The organism is Rhodococcus sp. 21391 (assembly GCF_016772255.1).
GTDB classification, from domain to species: Bacteria; Actinomycetota; Actinomycetes; order Mycobacteriales; family Mycobacteriaceae; genus Rhodococcus_F; species Rhodococcus_F opacus.
The window spans coordinates 1248507-1268531 of the sequence record NZ_CP063782.1; the positions used below are offsets into that span (position 1 = coordinate 1248507).

At 62.6% G+C, this 20025-nt stretch carries 12 protein-coding genes and 2 pseudogenes; 4 read left to right on the top strand and 10 right to left on the bottom strand.

Annotated elements, in window-relative coordinates; all coding sequences use genetic code 11:
- Positions 1-103: 103 nt before the first annotated feature.
- The 4 genes from GO592_RS40615 to GO592_RS45410 all read right to left on the bottom strand — a co-directional run bounded on the left by GO592_RS40615 (position 104) and on the right by GO592_RS45410 (position 4928).
- Positions 104-799: a hypothetical protein gene (locus tag GO592_RS40615; RefSeq protein WP_157234221.1), complete on the bottom strand. Its 696-nt coding sequence runs from the start codon at positions 797-799 to the stop codon at positions 104-106.
- Between the two features lie 248 nt (positions 800-1047).
- Positions 1048-2217 (bottom strand): Lsr2 family DNA-binding protein, encoded by a 1170-nt coding sequence (locus GO592_RS40620; RefSeq protein WP_007297277.1) that lies wholly within the window; start codon positions 2215-2217, stop codon positions 1048-1050.
- Positions 2218-2889: 672 nt separating this feature from the next.
- Positions 2890-3414, bottom strand: a complete 525-nt coding sequence (locus GO592_RS40625; RefSeq protein WP_007297278.1) for an RES family NAD+ phosphorylase — start codon at positions 3412-3414, stop codon at positions 2890-2892.
- 5 nt (positions 3415-3419) lie between these two features.
- The gene (locus tag GO592_RS45410; RefSeq protein WP_237737264.1) at positions 3420-4928 is read right to left on the bottom strand and encodes a hypothetical protein; all 1509 of its coding nucleotides are present in this window, start codon (positions 4926-4928) and stop codon (positions 3420-3422) included.
- Positions 4929-5244: 316 nt separating this feature from the next.
- Here GO592_RS45410 and GO592_RS40640 point away from each other — a divergent pair.
- A pseudogene (locus GO592_RS40640) lies at positions 5245-5889 on the top strand (IS1380 family transposase); the annotation flags it as partial.
- 1034 nt (positions 5890-6923) lie between these two features.
- On the opposite strand, the gene GO592_RS40645 reads toward GO592_RS40640, so the two are convergent.
- Together GO592_RS40645 and GO592_RS40650 are read right to left on the bottom strand one after the other, a co-directional pair.
- Positions 6924-8345 carry an amidase gene (locus tag GO592_RS40645; protein ID WP_105421023.1) on the bottom strand — a complete coding sequence of 474 codons (1422 nt, stop codon included), beginning with the start codon at positions 8343-8345 and terminating at the stop codon, positions 6924-6926.
- 211 nt (positions 8346-8556) lie between these two features.
- Positions 8557-10020 (bottom strand): purine-cytosine permease family protein, encoded by a 1464-nt coding sequence (locus GO592_RS40650; RefSeq protein ID WP_202715250.1) that lies wholly within the window; start codon positions 10018-10020, stop codon positions 8557-8559.
- 355 nt (positions 10021-10375) lie between these two features.
- Between GO592_RS40650 and GO592_RS46785 the strand changes: the two genes are divergently transcribed.
- Entirely contained in the window at positions 10376-10657 is a 282-nt protein-coding gene (locus tag GO592_RS46785; RefSeq protein WP_202715251.1) for a hypothetical protein, read from the top strand.
- 563 nt (positions 10658-11220) lie between these two features.
- Here the strand turns inward: GO592_RS46785 and GO592_RS40660 are convergent.
- From GO592_RS40660 to GO592_RS40675, 4 genes and pseudogenes are all read right to left on the bottom strand, one after another.
- Positions 11221-12567 carry an MFS transporter gene (locus tag GO592_RS40660; RefSeq protein WP_105421019.1) on the bottom strand — a complete coding sequence of 449 codons (1347 nt, stop codon included), beginning with the start codon at positions 12565-12567 and terminating at the stop codon, positions 11221-11223.
- Between the two features lie 23 nt (positions 12568-12590).
- Positions 12591-14319, bottom strand: a pseudogene (locus GO592_RS40665) (dihydroxy-acid dehydratase domain-containing protein).
- Positions 14320-14690: 371 nt separating this feature from the next.
- Positions 14691-16082, bottom strand: coding sequence for an MFS transporter (locus GO592_RS40670; RefSeq protein ID WP_105421015.1), 1392 nt, complete (start codon positions 16080-16082; stop codon positions 14691-14693).
- A 377-nt stretch (positions 16083-16459) separates the two neighbouring features.
- Positions 16460-17479 carry a LacI family DNA-binding transcriptional regulator gene (locus GO592_RS40675; protein WP_337952690.1) on the bottom strand — a complete coding sequence of 340 codons (1020 nt, stop codon included), beginning with the start codon at positions 17477-17479 and terminating at the stop codon, positions 16460-16462.
- A gap of 550 nt (positions 17480-18029) precedes the next feature.
- Here GO592_RS40675 and GO592_RS40680 point away from each other — a divergent pair.
- Together GO592_RS40680 and GO592_RS40685 are read left to right on the top strand one after the other, a co-directional pair.
- Positions 18030-19211, top strand: coding sequence for a CaiB/BaiF CoA transferase family protein (locus tag GO592_RS40680; RefSeq protein WP_105421013.1), 1182 nt, complete (start codon positions 18030-18032; stop codon positions 19209-19211).
- Complete coding sequence (locus GO592_RS40685) at positions 19195-19995, top strand: enoyl-CoA hydratase/isomerase family protein (protein ID WP_237737266.1); 801 nt, start codon at positions 19195-19197, stop codon at positions 19993-19995. Before GO592_RS40680 ends, GO592_RS40685 begins: the two co-directional genes overlap by 17 nt.
- The last annotated feature ends 30 nt before the right edge of the window (positions 19996-20025 follow it).

The following is a 20025-nucleotide window of genomic DNA, read 5'->3' on the forward strand; positions in this document are numbered from 1 at the left end:
AAGAAGCTTAACCAGAGGCCGCCGCCTTCGACGTCGGTGCCGAAGAGGCGAAGGAATGAGATCCGGGGGTCGAGGGGTTGCTCTGTGTGTTGGGCGGGCACGGTCACCCGGTGCCGGTACCTGCGGCCGGGGCCCGGGTCAGCACCCGAGCCAACGCAACCGTAGCCGTCAGCACGGCGGCCACCACCGTGACGACGCACACGAACGTCGCAGGGACGGTGGAATACCCGAACAGCCCGGCCGCGCCCACACCGGCGGCCGTGGCCGTCAGCGCACCCACCGGGAGCAGCACCGCAAGCATCCGCATGGTCGCCGCGCGCCGATCATCGGCCGCCGCGGCCAACACCCACCACACACCCAGCAGTGCGCACCCGTACGCCAGCACCGCGCTGCCGGCGTAGAGCACCAGCACCACCGCCCATTCCACCGCGATGCCCACCGTGGCCGTGAACGCGGCATATAACAACACCAGCATCGGTAACAACCCCACCGTGATACCGCCCAGGGCCGCGGCGACGGTCCGGCCCAACAGGAACGTACGCCGACGGCGCCGTTCGTCCGCACTCGCCGCGTCCCGCACCACCCGCCACCCGGACAACCACAGCACCGCCCCGCAACCGGCCCCGGCCACCGCGGCGCCCCCAAGCACGATCACCGACACAATCGATGGATCCGTCAACCCCGGCTGGAACGACGCCGCCACCATGTACGGCCGCGACGTCAACGCGGCGAACACCACCACCGCCACCAGTCCGACGACCACACCCACAACCCCGAAGATCCCACTCTGTCTCCCCACCCACCCATCGTGTCACCGGTAGGTGCTCAGAGATACCGGCAACCGCGGCCACCGACGGTTCCCAACGCATATGCAGCCCTCCCAATACACTCCGCGGGAATCATCACGTCAGGTTCACCGAGATACCTCGCACCCCTCCCCGTTCACCGCTGCGCGGACAACCGCCCACCGCCGGGGATCATGATCCCCACCGGGTCATAGCCTTCGCGGCAGGATGGTCACGCTGTGCGTCAGGGCAAGGCCGCAACTCACGCGACCGGCATCTCGGCCTGAGCATCGTGGAAGGCTCGCTCGATCTCGACCGAAATCCGGCCGCGGGAGGACACCTCATGACCCGCCCCGATCGCCCACTCCCGAATCTCCCTCGAAGACTTCTTCGCCGGAGCCTTACTCACCCAGTCCCTCTTCGCCGGCGCCTTCGCCGCGAACGTCTTCTTCACGGCCGTTTTCTCCGAAGTTGCCTTCGCCGTGACTGTCTTCTTCCCCGCCGTCTTCGTCGCGGCCGTCTTCGTCGCGACTACCTTCTTCTCCGCCGAAGTCTTACTCGCCGCTACCTTCTTGACCGGAGCCGCCGCAGCCGCCTTCTTGGCAGCTATCTTCTTCGCGTCCGTCTTCTTCGCGGCCGTCTTCTTCGCCGGCGCCGTTTTGGCCGGAACCTTCTTCGCCTGAGCGTCGTGGAAGGCTTGCTCGATCTCGGCCGGAATCCTTCCGCGGAAGGACACCTGGCGGCCATCTGCGATCGCCCACGCACGAATCTCCTTGTTCGTCGTCTTCGCCGGGGCTTTACTCTCCACTGCCTTAGTCACTGGAATCTTGGCCGTGACCGGCTTCTTCACGGCCGCCTTCTTCCCGGCCGGCTTCTCCGCAGCCGCCTTCGCCGCGCCTATCTTTTTCTCCGCCGGAGCTTTGCTCTCCGCTATCCTCTTGACCGGAGCTGCAGCGGCGGTCTTCTTGGCGGCTGTCTTCTTCGCTGCCGTCTTCTTTGCCGGCGCTGATTTGACCGGAGCCTTCTTCGCCTGAGCGTCGTCGAAGGCTTGCTCGATCTCGGCCGGGATCCTGCCACGGGAGGACACTTCCAAGCCCTCCCCGATCGCCCATTCACGAATCTCCTTGGTCGTTTTCTTCGCCGGATCCTTGCTCGCCGCCCGCTTTGCAGGGGCTTTTTCCCCGGGTACCTTCCTTACGGCCTTCTTCTTCACAGCTGTCGTCTCCGCGATTGCCTTCTTCGAGGCCGTCTTCTTCACCGGCTCCGGTTCAGCCTGAGCCATCTTCGCTCGAGCGTCATGGAAGGCTTGCTCGATTTCGACCGAAATCCGGCCGCGGGACGACACCGTGAAGCCCGCCCCGGTCGCCCACTCACGAATCTCTTTGGTCGTCCTTTTCGCCGAATCTGCAGAACGCCTCGGTGGTACCGCCATATTGTTCTCCTTCTCGTCAGGCAATCGTCGAACGCAACAGTAGCGGCGTTTCGGCCGTCTCACTGCCAGCGGATCGAAACGGCTACCGATCACACGCGGGTCGCATTGATTTCCGAGGACCCGCCCCTCACCTTTTTCGCCCAGCAGGACGTACAGAGCACCATCTGTCGACGGTGCCGAGTCCTGCAGGACCACTGCGGCCAAGGCCAGGAATCTCTTCCGCCGCGAGGATGACGAATGCGAATAGTGTTGCACCGCAATTGATTATAACGACTAGCGGTCAGCCCGGCGGGACCTTCGCACATGCACCGAAGTCCTCGAGACTGCCATGACGTGAAACGTGGCCCAGCACAAAATAACGGTGGGAAGGTGTTCGAGCCCACTATCACGGCCGCGAGGAGACCGAGAGAGCCCCCACACCGGAACCCACACTCCCCCCAACGGATCTCCGATCCCAACGCGGGTTGCGGATACTGCGTCATGGACGCGGGATGCGCATCCAACCGTTCGTGACCGTTCTCGAGGACGGGGCTACGGAATTCGGGCGCTGCCCGCACCCACGTATTTCAGGTGGTCGACCTCGCCTGGGACCTTGACCACCTCGTCGCAGGTGCCCGGGTCGGTCAGCACGTCGTGGGATTCGGCGATGGTGAGTTCGCTCGAGTCGAGGGCTTAGCGGCCGGGCAGCATCAGGGCGAGTTCGGCGGGGTTGTTGCGGCAGCGGTAGATCACCCCGTCGGTATGCGGGTCGGCGCCCAGGATCTGATGGCAGGTAGTGCGGGACCAGGTGTAGGCGCCACGGTCACAGCCCACCAGCGTCCCGGACAGGTTCAGCGATCGCAGGTCGCCGTCCAGCAGGGAGGCAACGGTGATGTCCCGGCCGAGGACCATCCGGGTGTGCGTCTTGCCCGCGAGCCGTGTCCGGCGCACGATCCCCGACCGGGGAATGGGGATGTCGCGCAGGATGCCTTCCGCGACGGCCCCGGCGAGGGACAAAGCGACGTACAGGTATCCGCCGTGAGAGTCGTCGATCGGCTCGAACCGCCCTTGCAGCGGGTCCCCGAGTGCACGAATACCGCTGCTGTTGAACGAGTTCGGTGTGTATGGCGACCCGGTGCCGGAGATCCGGTGCAGTGCGGTGCCCGCGGGGATCACCCGGGTCTGCGGGGGCCGGCCGTTGTAGCGTTCACTGCTCACCGGTGTCAGTCCATGCCCATCTGCTCGGCCGCCACCATCAGCTCCACCTCGGCCTCCGTCAGCGCGTGCGCGATCAGGCGGTCCACCGGCCGCCGGTCACCGATCAGGGGATTCTCAGTGAACCACCAATCCAGGGTCCCCCACGGGTCCAGGTCACATTCCATCAGCCGATTCGCGTGCTCGGCGACCGGGCGGATCTGTTTGCGCTCGCGATCGAACTGGAACAACGGATACCGGTACTGATTGCCGACCCTCAGCCCGAGGAGTTGATGAGCTTTCCGCTTGGCGTTGGCCAGGGCCCGATTCACATTCCCCGACGGGGAGAGGATCTCCGAGACCTCCGTCGAGGAGATCGTGTCACCCGACAGCGACAGCGGGAACGCGTAGGTGAAGTTGCCGGTCGCGGTCTCCAATTCGACACTGCCACGCCCGGGCCGGACTGTGCCCGCTGTGACGGTCGCGGCCGGATCGGCGACACCCCGCTCGGTGGGCGGTGCCCGATCACAACCGGCACCCTCGGTCACAGCGCCGCCGGTGGCACGGGGCAGCCGCTGCAACTGGATGGTGACCACATCGGTATCGGCGGTGTCGAACAACGCCCGCATCACCACACCGCCGGTGTCGGCGAGATCGGCGGCATCCAATGCGGTGCGGAACGCGTCGCTGAGCCACGACAGAGCCAGCCCCGTCGCCCGGAGATCGAACCGGAGCTCGAAGTCGACCTCGATGCCGCCGGCCGGACGCCGAGACGCACCCTCGAACGAGGACACCACACGGGCGATCTCCCGCTGCCACTCCAGCGCACTCCTCGGATGCTCCCGAACCTGCGTCCCGCCCGCCCGCCCCCCGGCGATCCGCGTCTCCGCCGCGACGCGGTTCCCGCCACGAACAGCCGGTGAGATCGACGGCCAGCAACGCGGACGGCGAGTTTTCGGCGTCCGCGCGCCGACGAGCCCCAATCCGGGTTCCGGCCGGCGAACCGACTCAGTCCACCCCCTGTGCCACCGAGCCGCGCCTGTGGTGCGGCGCCGCACCACGGTGACCGCGACGTCCAGGTCGGGGCACCCCAGGACCGGTGCCCCTTCCCCGTGTGTCCCGTCGGTCAGCGTCGCTCGCACTTCCCGCACCCCGAGTCCGCGCAACTCGCCGAAGGAGTGTGCGCGCACACCGCGACACCGCAGGGTAGTCACGGACTCCGGCTCGTCATCGACGAACGCCGACAACCACGACCCGACGGCCCGACAGTGACCGGCCTTGACGTCGACGGCAGCACGGTGATCGCCGCTAGAGCGGCACAGCAACGCCCGCCCCGGCGGAAAACCGTTCTCGCTCAGCCATAACCGGGTCTGGCCCGTGTACGAGACCGGCCGGGTCGTCGGAGACACCACCACGAACCCCAACCCGGCCACCGCCTCCACCACATCGCGGCCCGATTCGATGACCGCCGCCTCCCCGACACGGTCGAAGAACCGCTGCCACGCCTGCCGGCGGCTCCCGTCGGAATGTTCGGTCAACAGGTGAGTGAATGCGGACAGGTCCGCCACACCGCTTACCTATCTCACGAGTTCAGCATCTTTCGACGACTTCTTTGCCGTCCGCAATGAGAAGTTTGCGGAATGGCCCCTTGGCGACAAGGACTATCCCGGTAGCACGCTGCTCATCGTCAGCGCCCCTTGTCTCTCCCCAATACCTGGAGGTCAGCGCAGACGCCCCATCATCGGTCAAAGTGCTCGCACGGTTTCAGCGATGGAGTCTCCTCCGAGTTTGGCCAGGACTAGTGCGACCATGCCTGCCCGACCGCACCCGCCGCTGGAACAGCGCACACGTCCGGCATTGGCGCAGGCCAGCGGCCTGCTCACCCTCGCCGACGCGCATCTGAGCGTGCCGACCGACAAAGGTGCCAACCCCGGCCGCAAGGTCGGGTCGCTGGTCGGAGGAATGGTCGCCGGCGCGGACAGCATCGCCGACATGGCGGTATTGCGGCACGGGGCGATGGGGACGGTCTTCGACCGCCCGTACGCACCGTCGACGTTAAGATCGTTCCTCCGAGAATTCACATTCGGGCACGCCCGGCAACTCGACGCCGTCGCGACGCGGTTCCTGTGCGCCCTCGCTGCTTGCACTCTGGTGGTCGCGGGTATCGATACCGGACGGGTACTGGTCGATATCGACGAATTCATCATCGAAATCCCTGGTCGCGGCAAGCAGGGCTCCAGATAGGACTACTTCGGGGTCCGCGGGCTCAATGCATTGATCGCGACGGTCACCACCGACACCTGCGCGCGGACGATCGTGGGACAGCGACAGCGACAGCGACTGCGCCGCGGCGCGTGCGGCTCGCCGCGCGGGGCCGCCCGCATGGTCGCCGACATCTCGGCCACCGTCGACCGGCTGCGGACACAGACTGGCGGGGCGCGCGGTGGCGGTGCGCCGAAGGCCTTGTTGCGTGCCGATTCGGAGTTCTACGGGCATCCCGATCCTTCGCCAGAGGGTGGTCCGGTCGATTCGGCAGCGAAGCCGAGCCGCCGAACGTTCACCGTGGAGTACCGCAACAAGATCATCGACGATTACAGTCAGGACTCACACGGGCAGAAGTCTGCGGTCCTGCGCCGCGAGGGCCTGTACCAATCCCAGCTTCGCGAGTGGACGCAAGCCCGCGACGCAGCGGGCTCCGATACGCGTAAGTCCCGTTCCCCACAAGTCGAACAGTGAGACCTCCACGCTCGGGAGAACGAACGCCTGGCACGTGAGAACGCCCGATTGACCCCGCAGTTAGCGCAGACGGCGGCCGCGCTCGAGATCATGGGAAAACTACCCGTGCTCTGGGAGTCGATCTCCACGAGCACGGGCACGCCGCCGTCGCCGAAGAAGCCCTGAACACCACGATGGCCGTGCTGACCGCCGCCGCTGTGCCCGTAACCCGCTCCTGCGCCCTCTCGGGGCTCTCGAGGGCGAGCCACTACCGTCGCCGGCGACCGCCGATGATCGGACCGGTCAGACCGCGCCAGCCCGCGGGGAACGGGCAGGCACTCACGGACGCGGAACGGGCCGAGGTCCTAAAAGTCATCAACACCGACGACTACGCCGACCTGGCGATCTGCCCCACGGAATTGACCACCAGGTTCGCTGAATCGACGCCCAGACGTCGGTCGAGTCGGTCGGGCAGGCCCGCGGTCTCGGCCAGCTGCATCACCGGAACAGGCGTGCGGCCGAGACGAGGTTCGGATCATCGAAAACGGCGTGACGGTGCGAGCAGCTTTCCCCTGCGAGATTCTCCTGTCCTGGTGCCGGAATCTATTGTGTGGCAACTCAGAGCTTCCTGACCTACAGGGGCCCTCGTGTACGATCCGCTCACATAGTCACGCTGACGGTGGATCATGGCTGAAGCAGGCCGAAGCTCGGTTCGAGCGACCTGCCACATCCGAGGATGGACAGCTCAGTGCCCGCCGATATCGCCCGACGACCGGGCACCGCCGTCAACCATCGGTTCGGCAACGTGACGCGGAGGCCTACGCCCTGCCCGACGTGTCTGAAACGGCCAACAAGGGTGCAGTCTTGCCGAACTGGCCGAATGCCTTTTCGTATGCGTTGCCGGCGCGCAGGACCGTCCTATCCTCGAGCGGACGACCAACTATCTGCATCCCGATGGGAAGACCGATTTCCGTCATTCCGATGGGCACGGACAGGGCAGGTAGACCCAACAGATTTGCTGGCGCGGACAATCGCATGTAGCTCTCAGTCAGCGCCTCCGATGACCCGTCTGGCCATGTCACGTGTGTGTGATCGTGACGAGCGGGTGACGAACTCAGCGTCGGGGCCGCCAGGACATCAATCTGCCCAAACATCGAACGCCACGCGTTCTGCATGAGCGCCCGTCCTCTGAGCGCCTGAATGTAGTCCTTGGCGAATACGAACTCGCCGGCTTCCAACATCGTGCGTACCTCCGGGGAGTAGAGATCGCCTGAGCTGCGGAGCATTTCGGAATGATATGCGTTGGCCTCTGGAAGAAGAATTGCCCACTCCAGCGCTTCTACATAGTCAGTCATCGGGACTTCGATTTCGACGAGACGCGCCCCGAGCTGCTCGAATTGGCCGAGAGCAACCTCTACACGACGGACGACTTCACTGTCCACTCGGTCGAAGTAGAAGTTGCTGGGAACACCGATACGCAATCCGGAGACGCCACCATCGAGATCGGCTGAGTAGTCGCGTGCCTCGAGTTTCAGACTTCCCGGATCCTGGTCGTCATACCCTGCCATTACGGTCAAAGCGAGTGCGGCGTCTGCCACGTTACGAGTGATGGGTCCGGCGTGGTCGAGTGACCACGACAAGGGTGTGACGCCGCGCCGGGAGACTAGACCGTACGTCGGTTTGAGCCCAACCATTCCGCAGAACGCGGCTGGGATGCGGATTGAGCCTCCGGTGTCGCTTCCGGTGGCCAATAGACACGAACCTGCAGCCACCGCCGCAGCTGACCCGCCGCTGGACCCGCCAGCGATAAATTGAGTGTTCCAAGGGTTGCTAGTGCCGGGTGTTACTCCACCGAAGGCGAACTCGTGTGTATGTGTTTTCCCAACGATCACCGCGCCTGCCGCAGTGAGTTTTTCCACCACAGCGCTGTCCTGAGTAGGCACGAATGCGTCACGGACGCGTGAACTAGCAGTGGTGGGAAGACCTCGCATATTGTACAGATCTTTGATGCCGATGGGAATGCCGTGAAACGGACCCCTGTAATGGCCCGACGAAATCTCGTGCTCGGCCACTTCTGCGGCTGCCCGCGCATTCTCGGCGAGTGTCAACGCGTAAGCGTTCACAAGCGGTTCTGTGGCTTCCATTCGATCGAGCACAGAAGCAGTCAGTTCTACTGGAGACAGTGCTCGAGACTTGATCAGGTCGGATGCTGCAGAAACTGACAGCTCATATGGTTGCATGCTCGTCTACTTCCAACGGGGGTCGAATGAGGTGGCAGGCGCTGTCTCTCCGCACGGTATGTGTGAGACTTTGCAGATGAACGAATCGGCATGGTTCGCGGCCTCACACAGCTCAGAAAGTCGATGGTTCTCGACCACCAGATTGACTGCGGCGCTGAGCCGACGGATGTCGTCTACGTTATGGCGGGGTGTGGTCACTGCGTCCCTTTCCTCAGACAGACAGCGGGTCGTGGTCATCGTCAGCCTCATCCAATGCGTTCACTTCGGTTTGGGTTGCAGTACGTTTCGGTTTGTAATACCGCCCGCCGGTCGCCCTGGTCAGCGCAATGTGAATAAGGGGACCGACGATCATTGCAACAAAAGAGGCGAAGTAGATCGGATAGATCCCAATGATTCCCATGGCACCGATAGTGACCGCAACTCCAAGCGACGTCAGGCCGCATGGGTTCCATTTCGGGACTTCGTTTTCGTGAAATTCGACGTTCTCGGGCTTACCGAGTTTCATCCAGCGCCGACACACGAAGTAGTCCGCGAGGATGATGAGCACCCAGGTATTGGTGAGAACGCCGGCAATCGCGAGGAAAGTACCGAGATGGTTCAAAACGTTGGTGACATAGAACAGAACCCCCACACCCCAAATGAGGAACATCCACCAGGGGCGGCCCGGCTTGATCTTCGCTGCCACCTCGAATCCGCTAGCCAAAGCAATCGAACCTGAATAGAGATTCATAACGTTGACGCGGATCTGGGTGACTACAACCAGAATAACGCCCAGCAGCCCAATTACGTTGACGAATAGGTAGCCGGGGTCCTGAGCGTACGACTGGGCGTCGGGACCGCTGAGCTCGCCGTACAGGTTGATGCCAAAGAAGCAGCCGAGTCCGATGACGATCAGCATGGGAATGAGTTCGAGAATCATGATCGAGGCGGTTCCACGGTATCGGATGCGCTGAGATGCGAACCTTCCGTAGTCGGTTGCCATCAGCCCCTGGAAGATGACCTGTCCGTTCGCGAGGCTGAGCGCGCTCATCATCGCGGCGAATGTGAGAGGTTGAGTCGCGGTCCAATCTCCAATGCCGACCAGATCGCGATCCCTGGAAAATATGTATACCGCCCAACCTACTGTGATGACGAAGAAGGGGAATCCCCATTTTTGCAGGAAGGACATTGCATGCATGCCGCGCCAGGCGAATGCAATTGTGACAAGTCCGAAGGCGGCGTAGATGAGGGTTCCGCTGAAGGAGTCGATCGGGATATCGAAGTATATGGCAATTGCATGTGAAACGATGGTGCCTTCGAAGAGGAAATAGTAGACGTAGTTTATTCCATATATGAATGACGTGACCGCAGCGCCCCTACTCCCGAATCCGAGGCCGCGGCTAAGTAGGTTGGGAGACAAACCCTCTCTGGATGCTACGCGCATCGTCAACATGCCCGTCAGTACTGCGCCGACGACGAAATAGCCGATTGGTATCAGGATCAGGGGGAATCCCACCAGGAACAGGTGTTGAGCGCCGTAGGTGAACCAGAACATTGCGGTCGCGCCACCGAGGAGGACGACGCTGATTGCAGGGATTGGCCATCGTTGATTCGTTGGAACTCTCTCGGTGGCAAAGCTTTCCACTTGATCGTCGATCGAGGTCGCGGGGCCGCGGAACTTCGCTTTCAGGGACATGGATGACTCCCGGGTTAGGATGCACGCTGCTGCGGACGGACATGGAACCGCCGCAGCGGAGGTTTATTCACGATGTTGCGAGGGCGCCGACCGTGAGGATCGGCATGGCGAAGAGGCTCGTCATCGGGTATGTCAGGGGACAAGTACAGCATGCGAGGCAGGAATGCGCAACCGGTTGTTCTCTTAGTTTTGGTAACATGAAGCGCGAGCAGTCCGCGCGACGGTGGTCAGTCACAGTTGGTATGAACCACACCTCGGATGATCCGAATTATCTCGAATTCGAGATAATTCGGAGGCCCAGTTCAAGACCCTTAAGTGACTCCATGATTTCCCGAGTCCTTTGCATTCCTTGCTGATGCGCGAGTATTCCTGGAAGGATTCTTCAACGAATACAATTACGTTCATCGCCACAGCGGCATCGCCTGGCACACGCACCTCGGTGCATTTCGGCACCGTCGACGCGATCGACGAAGCTCGTCAGATCACCTTGACGACGCCTACGCCGCGCACCCCGCTGGTTCTCCAGCCGGCCGACACCGCCCTCAATCCCGAGCACTTTCTACATCAACGAACCCGTCCACGCGCCCCAGAAAAAACTGAGTGCGCGCCGTCGCAGTCCCGCCGATTACTGCCATGAACCGTCGGCTGTGACCCACTCCCTGTCTCATATGATTTGACACCGACTTCGGGGAACAACTGCGAGGGTTGCAACGCGACCACGGCTTCGTCCAGCTCGTGAAGGCGTAGCAGGGATCCGTCCGGGCAGGGGTTGCCGCCCAAGTTTCTTGTCGGGTCAGTTTCGGCTCCGCTGACGGGAGCCACACCTGGCGGTTCGGAGCGACCCGCGACGGATTTACCTGCTCGCGGTTTCTGGCTGTTCGGGAAGGATCTCTATCATTCCAGGGCGTCTGTACGCTGATTCCCCAGTCGCGACGGCACCCACCTCAAGGGAGACGAGCGCCTTCACCGCCTTGCCACGGTACGTGACCGAGCCGAAATCGGCGGGATCCCAATCGAGGCGGGCGACCATGTGTCGCGCCGGTCCTTCTTCAGCGTTCCTATTGACCAAGACCACGGGGCAACCGAATGGATCATGCGGGACATCCGAGGAGCCGAACAAGCGTCCTCTGCTGCCACGCGTACCCTACCGCGGCATCGAAGCCGCCCGACGCGTAATACCGAAGTCGCTGGACTTGTGTGTCATTGCCGACCTGAGTCAGACGCTGCAAAGCGTGTCGTCTCGTCGCCTCCAGGGTTGGCATCAGTCGCGTCCATCTCCCGGCGCAACGTCTCCGGCCCCATCCACAATGCCACCAATGCAATCACCGCCAGAGCTGTCATGTATCCCACGATCGCCCACCATGATCCGGTCCATGCGAACAGGGCGGTAGCAACGAACGGAGCCAACCCGCCGGCCAGAACGGAGCCGACTTCCCGCGAGAACGCAAAGCCGGACAACCGGAATTCTGTATCGAACAGTTCGGCGTACCAGGCGGCTTGGGGGGCAAGCATGGCGGGGTAGGCGAATCCCAACCCGATGGCGAAGGCCAAGATCACTGCACCCGTCGAGCCCGTCCCGGTCAGCATGAAGAAGGGTGCGAGCCACAGTATGGACCCGACCGCTCCTGCGATGTAGACGGGTTTCCGGCCGACTCGGTCGGACAGCGCACCATAGAACGGCACAGTAATCAGCTGTATTGCTGAAGCAATCATCACTGCCCACAATGCCACCGAGTCACCCAACTCGAGAGTCTTCGAAACGTAGGCGACACCGAAGACGGGCAGAAGGTAGGCGAAACCGTTCTCCCCCATCCGCGTACCCACGACGATGAGGAAGCTACGAGGATGCTCTCTGAGCGCAGCGAACAGCGACGGCTTCGGTGGTGCGGTGCGGTGTGATTGCATCTTTTCGAAGGCTGGCGGCTCCTCCACTCGTCGCCGGATGATGTAGCCGACTACTACGCACACCGCACCGAGGAGGAACGGAACTCGCCACCCCCACGATTCGAACTGCTTCTCGGGCATGAGTAGGAAGAGATAGAATACGGCGTTCGCCAGCAACGTGGCGACTGAGAAACCGAGTGGCGCCCATGCACCCGCAAGACCGCGCTTGCCGGGTACCGAGTGCTCGACCGAGAGTACTACTGCGCCTGCGTACTCCCCTCCCGCTCCGAATCCTTGAATCAGGCGCAGAACAACGAGCAGGATGGGGGCCGCGATACCGATGGTCGCGTACGTCGGGAGGAGGCCGATCGCCGTTGTCGCACCGCCCATGAGCAATAAGGTCGAAACCAAGACCTTCTTGCGGCCAAGACGGTCGCCCATCCGTCCGAGGATCAACCCTCCAATGGGTCGCGCCAGGAACCCGACCGCGTATGTGGCGAAGGCGGCCAAGGTCCCCACCAGCGGATTCTCGGACGGAAAAAACAGTCTGTTGAGAACTACCGCAGCGGCGGTGCCGTACACGATGAAGTCGTACCACTCGAGCACTGTTCCGACGAGGGCGGCGATGGCGGCCCTCCTCGGCTGAGTTGCTGTTTTCGACAACGTCTCGATTCCTTTCTGAACGCCTACTGCGATATCGGGCGTCTCAGGACCGCACCCTGCTGTATGGGGCCCACAAGTTGGGCATACTGGCCGAGCCAACCGCGTTCTCGGCCCGGGGTACCGGAATGTACGGGCGCTCCCTGCCGAATAGGGTCCGCATCAAGCGTGCGTGAGTCGAGGTCGATGGAGATGATGTCACCAGGTTCCACGCCGGCGAGTGGCCCCCCGTCCGCTGCTTCAGGCATGACCTGGCCGACGACTAGTCCATGGTTGAGTCCTGACAGTTCGCCGTCTGTCACCACCGCGACCTGGCCGCCGAGCCCTGCGCCGTTGAGGGCCGCCACGAAGCTTGCCGCGAACACCGTGCCCGGGCCACCGCGTGGCCCCATACCGCGAAGGACAATGACATCGCCTGACGTAATTTCCCGGTTACCGAGAGCCATGATTGCCTGGTCCTCGCCTAGGAACACCTTCGCTGAGCCCGAGAACTGACGACGTGCGTTACCGACGCCCGCGACTTTGACGATGCACCCATCAGGAGCAAGCGAACCACGAAGAATCAGCAACCCACTCTCGTTGCAAATCGGGTCCGAGAGTTCATGCAACACTTCGCCGTCCGGTTGAGGGGCTGTCTCGGCTCGCTCCATCACGGTGTCACCTGTCACTGTCAACGCTGTGCCGTGTAGTCGTGGAAGCAAAGCCTTCATTGCGGCTTGAGTGCCTCCTACCCGCTCGAGATCCCATACCTGGTCGGTCCCGTTCGGTCGTATTGCCGCGAGTTGGACGCCGGATTTTGCTCGTTCCTCGAATGTGGCGACAACATCCATATCGAGGTCGGCTTCATTGGCAACTGCTGCGAGATGACGAATACAATTGACCGACCCCCCCCAGTGCAAGGGCAACTTCGACAGCATTCTCGATGGCGTCTTTGGTCAGCACCTTTCGTGCGGTCAATCCTTCGGCAACCATTTCGACGATTCGAGTACCAGCAGCAGCAGCGCGTTCGCGCATCCTGTCTGAGTTCGCTCGAATGGGTGCCGAGCCAGGCATTGTCATTCCGAGGGCTTCGGATAGGATGTGCATGGTGTTCGCGGTGGCGAGTCCTGCGCAGACGCCCGGCCCTTGAATCGCGGCATCGGCTAGGTCGCCGAGCTGATCGACGGTCATCTCGCCGGCCTTGACGGCGCCGACAGACTCGTAGACGGTGTCGATATCCACCGAGCAGCCTGCGTATGTGCCTCCCCGTTGATACCCGCCGATGACCAGAATGGAGGGGATGTCTAGTCGTGCTGACGCCATGAGATGGGCGGGGGCCGTCTTGTCGCAGGAGGACAAGCAGACCATTCCGTCGAGTACGGCCCCTTCCACTGCGGCTTCCACATCGTTGACAATGAGGTCACGGGTGGGAAGGAGGTATCGCGCTTTTCGTCCGGCGCTGGTTACGAAATCGCTTGGTGCGACAGTTCGTATCTCGAGCGGCAAGCCGCCAGCTTCCCAGATCGCCTCAGCTACCACATCGACGATGTCGTCGAGATGGGCGAAACAGACAGAAAGCCGGGATGAGGTGTTTACGATGGCGATCTGTGGTCGCCCCTGATCCTCAACCGATCGCCCGAGCGCGGTCCATTGGGCGCGACGGACAGCCCACCGGGTTGTGCCAGGGACGAAGCGACTTCTGAGTTGGCCGGGCTGACCGCGATCATTATCTGGCAACGCGTCAGCCGTCGTGGAGATGGGTCGGTTGATGGGCATGTTTACCTCCTGTACTGCAGTCGAAATGACCGCGTGAAGAACTTTAAATAGGAAGGTCAGAGTGCACTGCCGGAACGTTGCATGCCCCTTCGCACCTCTGCGCGACCGATGTCTCGGTACGCGATGGAGTTCGGCGGCGATCGAATGGTCCGTGTGCTGCGGCGTGACCGTACTCGAAACACTGCGCGGTAAGAGGACAATATTTGATGATCGGCGCTGAGAGGTCGTCCGGCGACGATACTTCCTTCGCCGCGTCTCGGAACGAGGCTGAGGTACGGGCTCTCGCAGTAGTCGCCGATGAGCCTACTCATGGCAACCCTGCTGTCCTGCTGGACAAATGAGAGATTGGGGGTACGGTGAGCGCTGTTTTGTCAGCGCTCCCGGTTCGAACTCGGTGGAAATCGCGTCCGGTCCTGGGCGTCGACATCCTGCAATGAGATGCCGCAGGTCTCGCGCGCGGCCGAGATTGCGACCAGTGAAACACTCGCCGCGACTACCAGGTAAATGGCAATCGGGATCCACGAATGATACTCACGCAGAAGGTAAGTCGCGATGAATGGGGCAACCGACCCGGCGAAGACTGAGGTCACTTGGTAGCCGAGCGATACCCCGGAATACCGAATACGTGTCGGGAACATCTCGGACATCATCGCCGCCTGCGGCGCGTAGACCAGCGCATGAACGGCCAGTCCAAGCGTCAGCGCCACGATCACGAGCACGATGTTTCCCGTGTTCATTAAGGGGTAGGAAGTGAACGCCCACAACACCATTAGCAGCGCACCGGTCATATAGATGGGTTTGCGCCCGATCCGATCGGTAAGGCCGCCAATCACGGGAATCAGGATGAAATGCAGCAGATGCGGAATTAGCATAACCAGCAAGACATTTTCGATCTTCATTCCGACCTTGAAGGCCAGGTACGTGATCGAGAAGGTCACGACAACCTGATATAGGATATTCTCGCCGACACGTAGTCCCATCGCGATCGCAATCTGCCGCGGATACTGTCGAATCGCCTGCGACACACTGGACCGGTTCTCGCTGCGCTGTTCCTCGGCCTTCAGCGACTCCAGGAAGATCGGCGCGTCGTCGACATGCGTGCGAATGTAGTAGCCGATGATGATGATAACCGCTGAGAGCCAGAATGCCAGTCGCCATCCCCAACCAAGGAATGCCGATTCCGGCATGACAAAGGCAAGCACGGACAAGACCATGGTCGCGACAAGGTTCCCCAAAGGAAGCCCCGCCTGTGGCCAGCTCGCCCAGAAGCCGCGGCGACGATCGGAGCTGTGCTCGCTGACCAACAGAACTGCACCACCCCATTCGCCTCCGACTGCGAATCCCTGAATAAAGCGGAGAATCACGAGAAGCCCTGGCGCCCAATAGCCGATACTGCCGAAGCCGGGGAGGCAGCCCATTCCGAACGTGGAGATCCCGACCAGCAGAAGGCTGAACTGCAGCAGTTTCTTGCGGCCGAACTTGTCGCCGTAGAGACCGAAAACCACACCGCCGAGCGGACGGGCGAGAAAGCCGACCGCGTAGATGAGCAGTGCACTAAGTACGCCGTCGAGGGCGTTGTCGGTCTTCGGAAAGAACAGGGTGCCGAAGACTAACGCGGAAGCCGCGGAGTACAGAAGAAACTCGTACCACTCCGCGACAGTCCCGGCCATCGAGGCGGCGACTACCTTGCGCAGGCCGTTGTTCGACGGCTGGGACGATTCGGTCATTGGCGAAGCCATCGAGGTTCGCTCGGGAGGATTCATTGCATTCCTTCAGGAGGAGCGGGGTTGGACGCACGACTGTGGTCGCAGTCACAAGGCGGGTGAAGTAAGTAAAGCACCCACTGCCCCCGGTGCGCAACCGGTTGTGCAATTGCTTCCAGAACAGAACTCGAGATCCTCGAAACCTGACGGGACCGAATCCTGGCGAATTTACGGCCGCGCTGCCTGCTAGTCGAATGTCGCTGCGGTTCCTTTCGCCGGGGCGACATCGTGGAGCTCGCTGATCGATCGCGGGGCGGCAAGTCGCCGCCGAGTCGGACTACCCGAGCTGAAACGGTGGTGCGTCCTTGACCTCCGCGGACGCTTCCGCGGTAAGGGCAGGTCGTTCTTCGTCCGCGATCGGGCCCGCTAGTCCCGAGTCACGCCTTCGTCGGGGCAATCGAGGTGCCCCGCACCAGTAGTTCGGGGGCGGGATCGTCGATCGTCACATTGGAGAGCGCCTCCCCGTCGAGGTGCCCGAGGAGCATCTCCGCCGCCGTGCTGCCGATCTTCGACAGCGGCATTCGCACGGTGGTGATGGCCGGGAATACCGTCTCCGATACCCAGGTGGTGTGGATCCCGACGATGGACATCTCCTCGGGAACCTTCACCTGCGCTCGCTGCAGTTGGGAGAGTGCACCTACTGCAGCGTTCACACTCGCCACCACTAGTGCAGTTGGCCGATCGGGCCGGACGAGGATGGCATCGACCGCGGCCGCTCCAGAGGGAGCCTCCCATCCAAGCTCATGTACCCATTCCGGCCGAGAGGCAAGGCCGTGTGAGGCGAGTGTTTCCTCGAAACCGATTCGGCGGCGGACTGCGGTGTCGTGTGTGGGCGATCCGCCAATGAATCCGAGGTCGCGGTGACCGAGGTCTATCAGATGCTCTGTCGCGATACGGACGCCTTCGGCATCCGGCAAGATGACCGATCCTGTCCGGTCATCGAGTCGGCAGTTGACAAAGACAGTGGGGATGCCCTCGGGGACAACTTCGCGAAGCTCGTTGTCATCGAAGTCTTCGCGGCGCTGGATCAAAATACCGTCAACTCGCCCTTGCTTGAGCAGGCGCTGCACGGCATCACGGCCTTCCGGCGCGTGGTCGACGGTGCCGACGAGGACATCGATCCCCGCTGGGGTGGCAACCTGCTGGATTCCGGACAGCATCTCGGCGAAGACGTGGTTGTTCGGGTCGGGGACGATCAGTGCGATGGCGCCGGAGCGATTGAAGCGCAGTGCGATGGCGCGCCGGTTCGGGACATACCCGAGTTGCTCCGCAATCTCGAGGATTCGAGTGCGGGTGTCCTCTCGAATCCGTGCGTTGACGTCACCGTTGAGCGCCCTGGACGCAACGGATTTCGACACGCCGGCGGCGCGTGCGACGTCATTGAGGCTCACCATCATGACTCAGTATAGAGAGCAGGATATCGATCAGCACCGGCACGGTCATGGCGGCTCTCAGATGCCGCAGCGATCTTGACCCATGTCCAGGCGAGGGCGGCGACGTTGTCGAGGACCTCCGGGATTCGACAGAAGGTCTCTCTTGTTCTTCGAGTGCGCGTCCTTCGGGCGCGTTAGCAGCGCCTGATCGATCACGGGTCCACACCTTGCGTTGATGGTCACGGCGGTCGCCGAGGAGTTCGAGTTGTTCGCCGTGGATCACGCCGCTGACTCTTCGGCCAGCAGGCAAAGCCACACGACGACGTTGCTCCAGGTGGCACCCAGGCTTCTCAGCTCGCCATCTGGCGACCGATTGCCCCGCCCTCCGACGTCGTAGGCATAGCGCAAAACCCGATGAACAACCGGTTGTGCAACTGGTGCTGCCGTGCTTTACTGCATTAAGTACCAACTGCCTCGCACCGAGACACACCGGGCGGGGCCCACAAGCCAGCCCGTAGCTCGCAGCGCACAGGTCGATGCGACCGGTCATTCACACTCACGCCCGGGAGGGTTCATGCTGTCTGGAATACGCGTTGTCAGTTTCACCCATTTCCTGCAGGGGCCGTCGGCCACCCAGATGCTCGCGGACCTCGGTGCCGAGGTAGTCAAGATCGAATCTCCCGCAGGCGCTTTCGAGCGAAGCTGGTCGGGACCTGACGCCTATGTCGGCGATGCCAGCGTCTTCTTCCTGCTCGGCAACCGCAATGTCCAGAGCCTGTCGATCGATCTGAAATCCGAGAAGGCCAAGTCGATCTTGCTGAAACTGATCGACGACGCGGACGTGCTCATCGAGAGCTTCCGGCCAGGCGCCCTCGAGCGGCTCGGATTCGGCTACGAGGAACTTTCCGCCCGCAATCCGCGGCTGGTGTACTGTTCGCTGTCCGGGTACGGCTCCGCCGGCCCGTACCGCGATCGGCCAGGCCAGGATCTACTGTTGCAGTCGCTGTCCGGGCTCGCGCACGCGACCGGCAGCGCCGACTCACCGCCCACGTCGGTGGGCGCCTCCGTCATCGATCAGCACGGTGCCGTCCTGGGCGCGTTCGGCATCCTCGGTGCCCTTCTCGGCCGCGAACGCACCGGCAAAGGATGCAAGGTCGAAAGTAACCTACTCAACGCCGCACTCGACCTGCAGATCGAACCGATATCTTACTATCTCAACGGATTCCGGGGCGAGCGGAGCTCGACCGGTATCGGGTCGCGCTACTACAAGGCGCCGTACGGGATCTACCGCACCGCGGACGGGCACATCACCGTTTCGATCACCGCCCTGTCGATCCTTTCCGAGGCGTTCGACGACAACTGGTTCACCACGATCGCCGCGGACGACGAATACAACCGCCGTGAGGAGATCAACGAGCGCATCTCCAAACACCTCGCCGAGCGGACAACCCAGGAGTGGGAGGCGCACTTCACCGAGCACAAGGTCTGGTTCGCCCCCGTCAACGACTACGAAGCCGTCGTCAACGATGCCCAGGTGCTGCACAACAACAGCTTCCTCGAGTTCGACTACCCCGGCAGCGGCCCGGTCAAGGTGCTCGCTCACCCGATCCGCTACGACGGCCAGACACCGGCCGCCCGTACGCTGCCTCCCGCCCTGGGAGAACACACCGAGTCCATCTTGAGCACACTCGGGCTCAACGACAGCGAGATCGACGCACTCACACAGGAAGGAGTTGTCCGTGTCCACAACGCTTGAGGAAATCCTCGTCGCACTGGAAGCCGGTGAGGGCGTGGCCACCATCACCCTCGACCGGCCGCAAAAGTTCAACGCCCTCAATTCGGCGATGATCCAGCAGTTCAACGAGGCCCTCGACACTGTCGCCGAGGATCCCGATGTCCGCGCCGTCGTGGTTTCCGGCACGGGAAAGGCGTTCGCCGCCGGCGCAGACATCGCCCAGTACGAGAAGGCAGAGGCCGCCCAGTTCGCCGCGTTCACCCGCGCCTGCAACGACTTGTGCGACCGGATCGACACCTTCGAAAAGCCCGTCATCGCCGCGGTGAACGGACTCGCCCTCGGCGGCGGATTCGAAATCGTCCTCGCCTGCGACATCGTGATCGCGGCCGAGTCGGCGTCCTTCGGCCTGCCGGAGGTCTCCCTCGGCCTGTTGCCGGGTTGGGGTGGCACCCAACGCCTTCCCCAGTTCGTCGGCCCGAACCGTGCACGACATCTGATCATGACCGCGGGCCGCCTCAGCGCCGCCGAGGCCAACCAGTCGGGCATCGTCTCGCAGATTTGCGCTCTCGACGACCTGACCGAGACCGCGCGCACACTGGCCACCGACATAGCCGGGCGGGCCCCGCTGGCGGTCGCCGCCATCAAAAAGGCCGTCGGCTACGCCACGGCAGTGGTGCCCGGCAACCGGGGACCCGGTTACGCCCTGGAGCAGAGCCTGCTCTTCGACCTATTCGCCTCCGAGGACGGTCGGGAAGGCATCGCCTCGTTCGTCCAGAAGCGGCCGGCCCGGTTCACCGGGCGTTGACCCAGCACACACAACAAGGTCGGGGCGGTC

Bases quoted from the DNA above. Each gene is read 5' to 3' on its own strand.
- GO592_RS46785 (WP_202715251.1), top strand. From the start codon at position 10,376: ATGCGCGAGTATTCCTGGAAGGATTCTTCAACGAATACAATTACGTTC.
- GO592_RS40670 (WP_105421015.1), bottom strand. From the start codon at position 16,082: ATGAATCCTCCCGAGCGAACCTCGATGGCTTCGCCAATGACCGAATCG.
- GO592_RS40680 (WP_105421013.1), top strand. From the start codon at position 18,030: ATGCTGTCTGGAATACGCGTTGTCAGTTTCACCCATTTCCTGCAGGGG.
- GO592_RS40675 (WP_337952690.1), bottom strand. From the start codon at position 17,479: ATGATGGTGAGCCTCAATGACGTCGCACGCGCCGCCGGCGTGTCGAAA.
- GO592_RS40650 (WP_202715250.1), bottom strand. From the start codon at position 10,020: ATGTCCCTGAAAGCGAAGTTCCGCGGCCCCGCGACCTCGATCGACGAT.
- GO592_RS40620 (WP_007297277.1), bottom strand. From the start codon at position 2,217: ATGGCGGTACCACCGAGGCGTTCTGCAGATTCGGCGAAAAGGACGACC.
- GO592_RS40645 (WP_105421023.1), bottom strand. From the start codon at position 8,345: ATGCAACCATATGAGCTGTCAGTTTCTGCAGCATCCGACCTGATCAAG.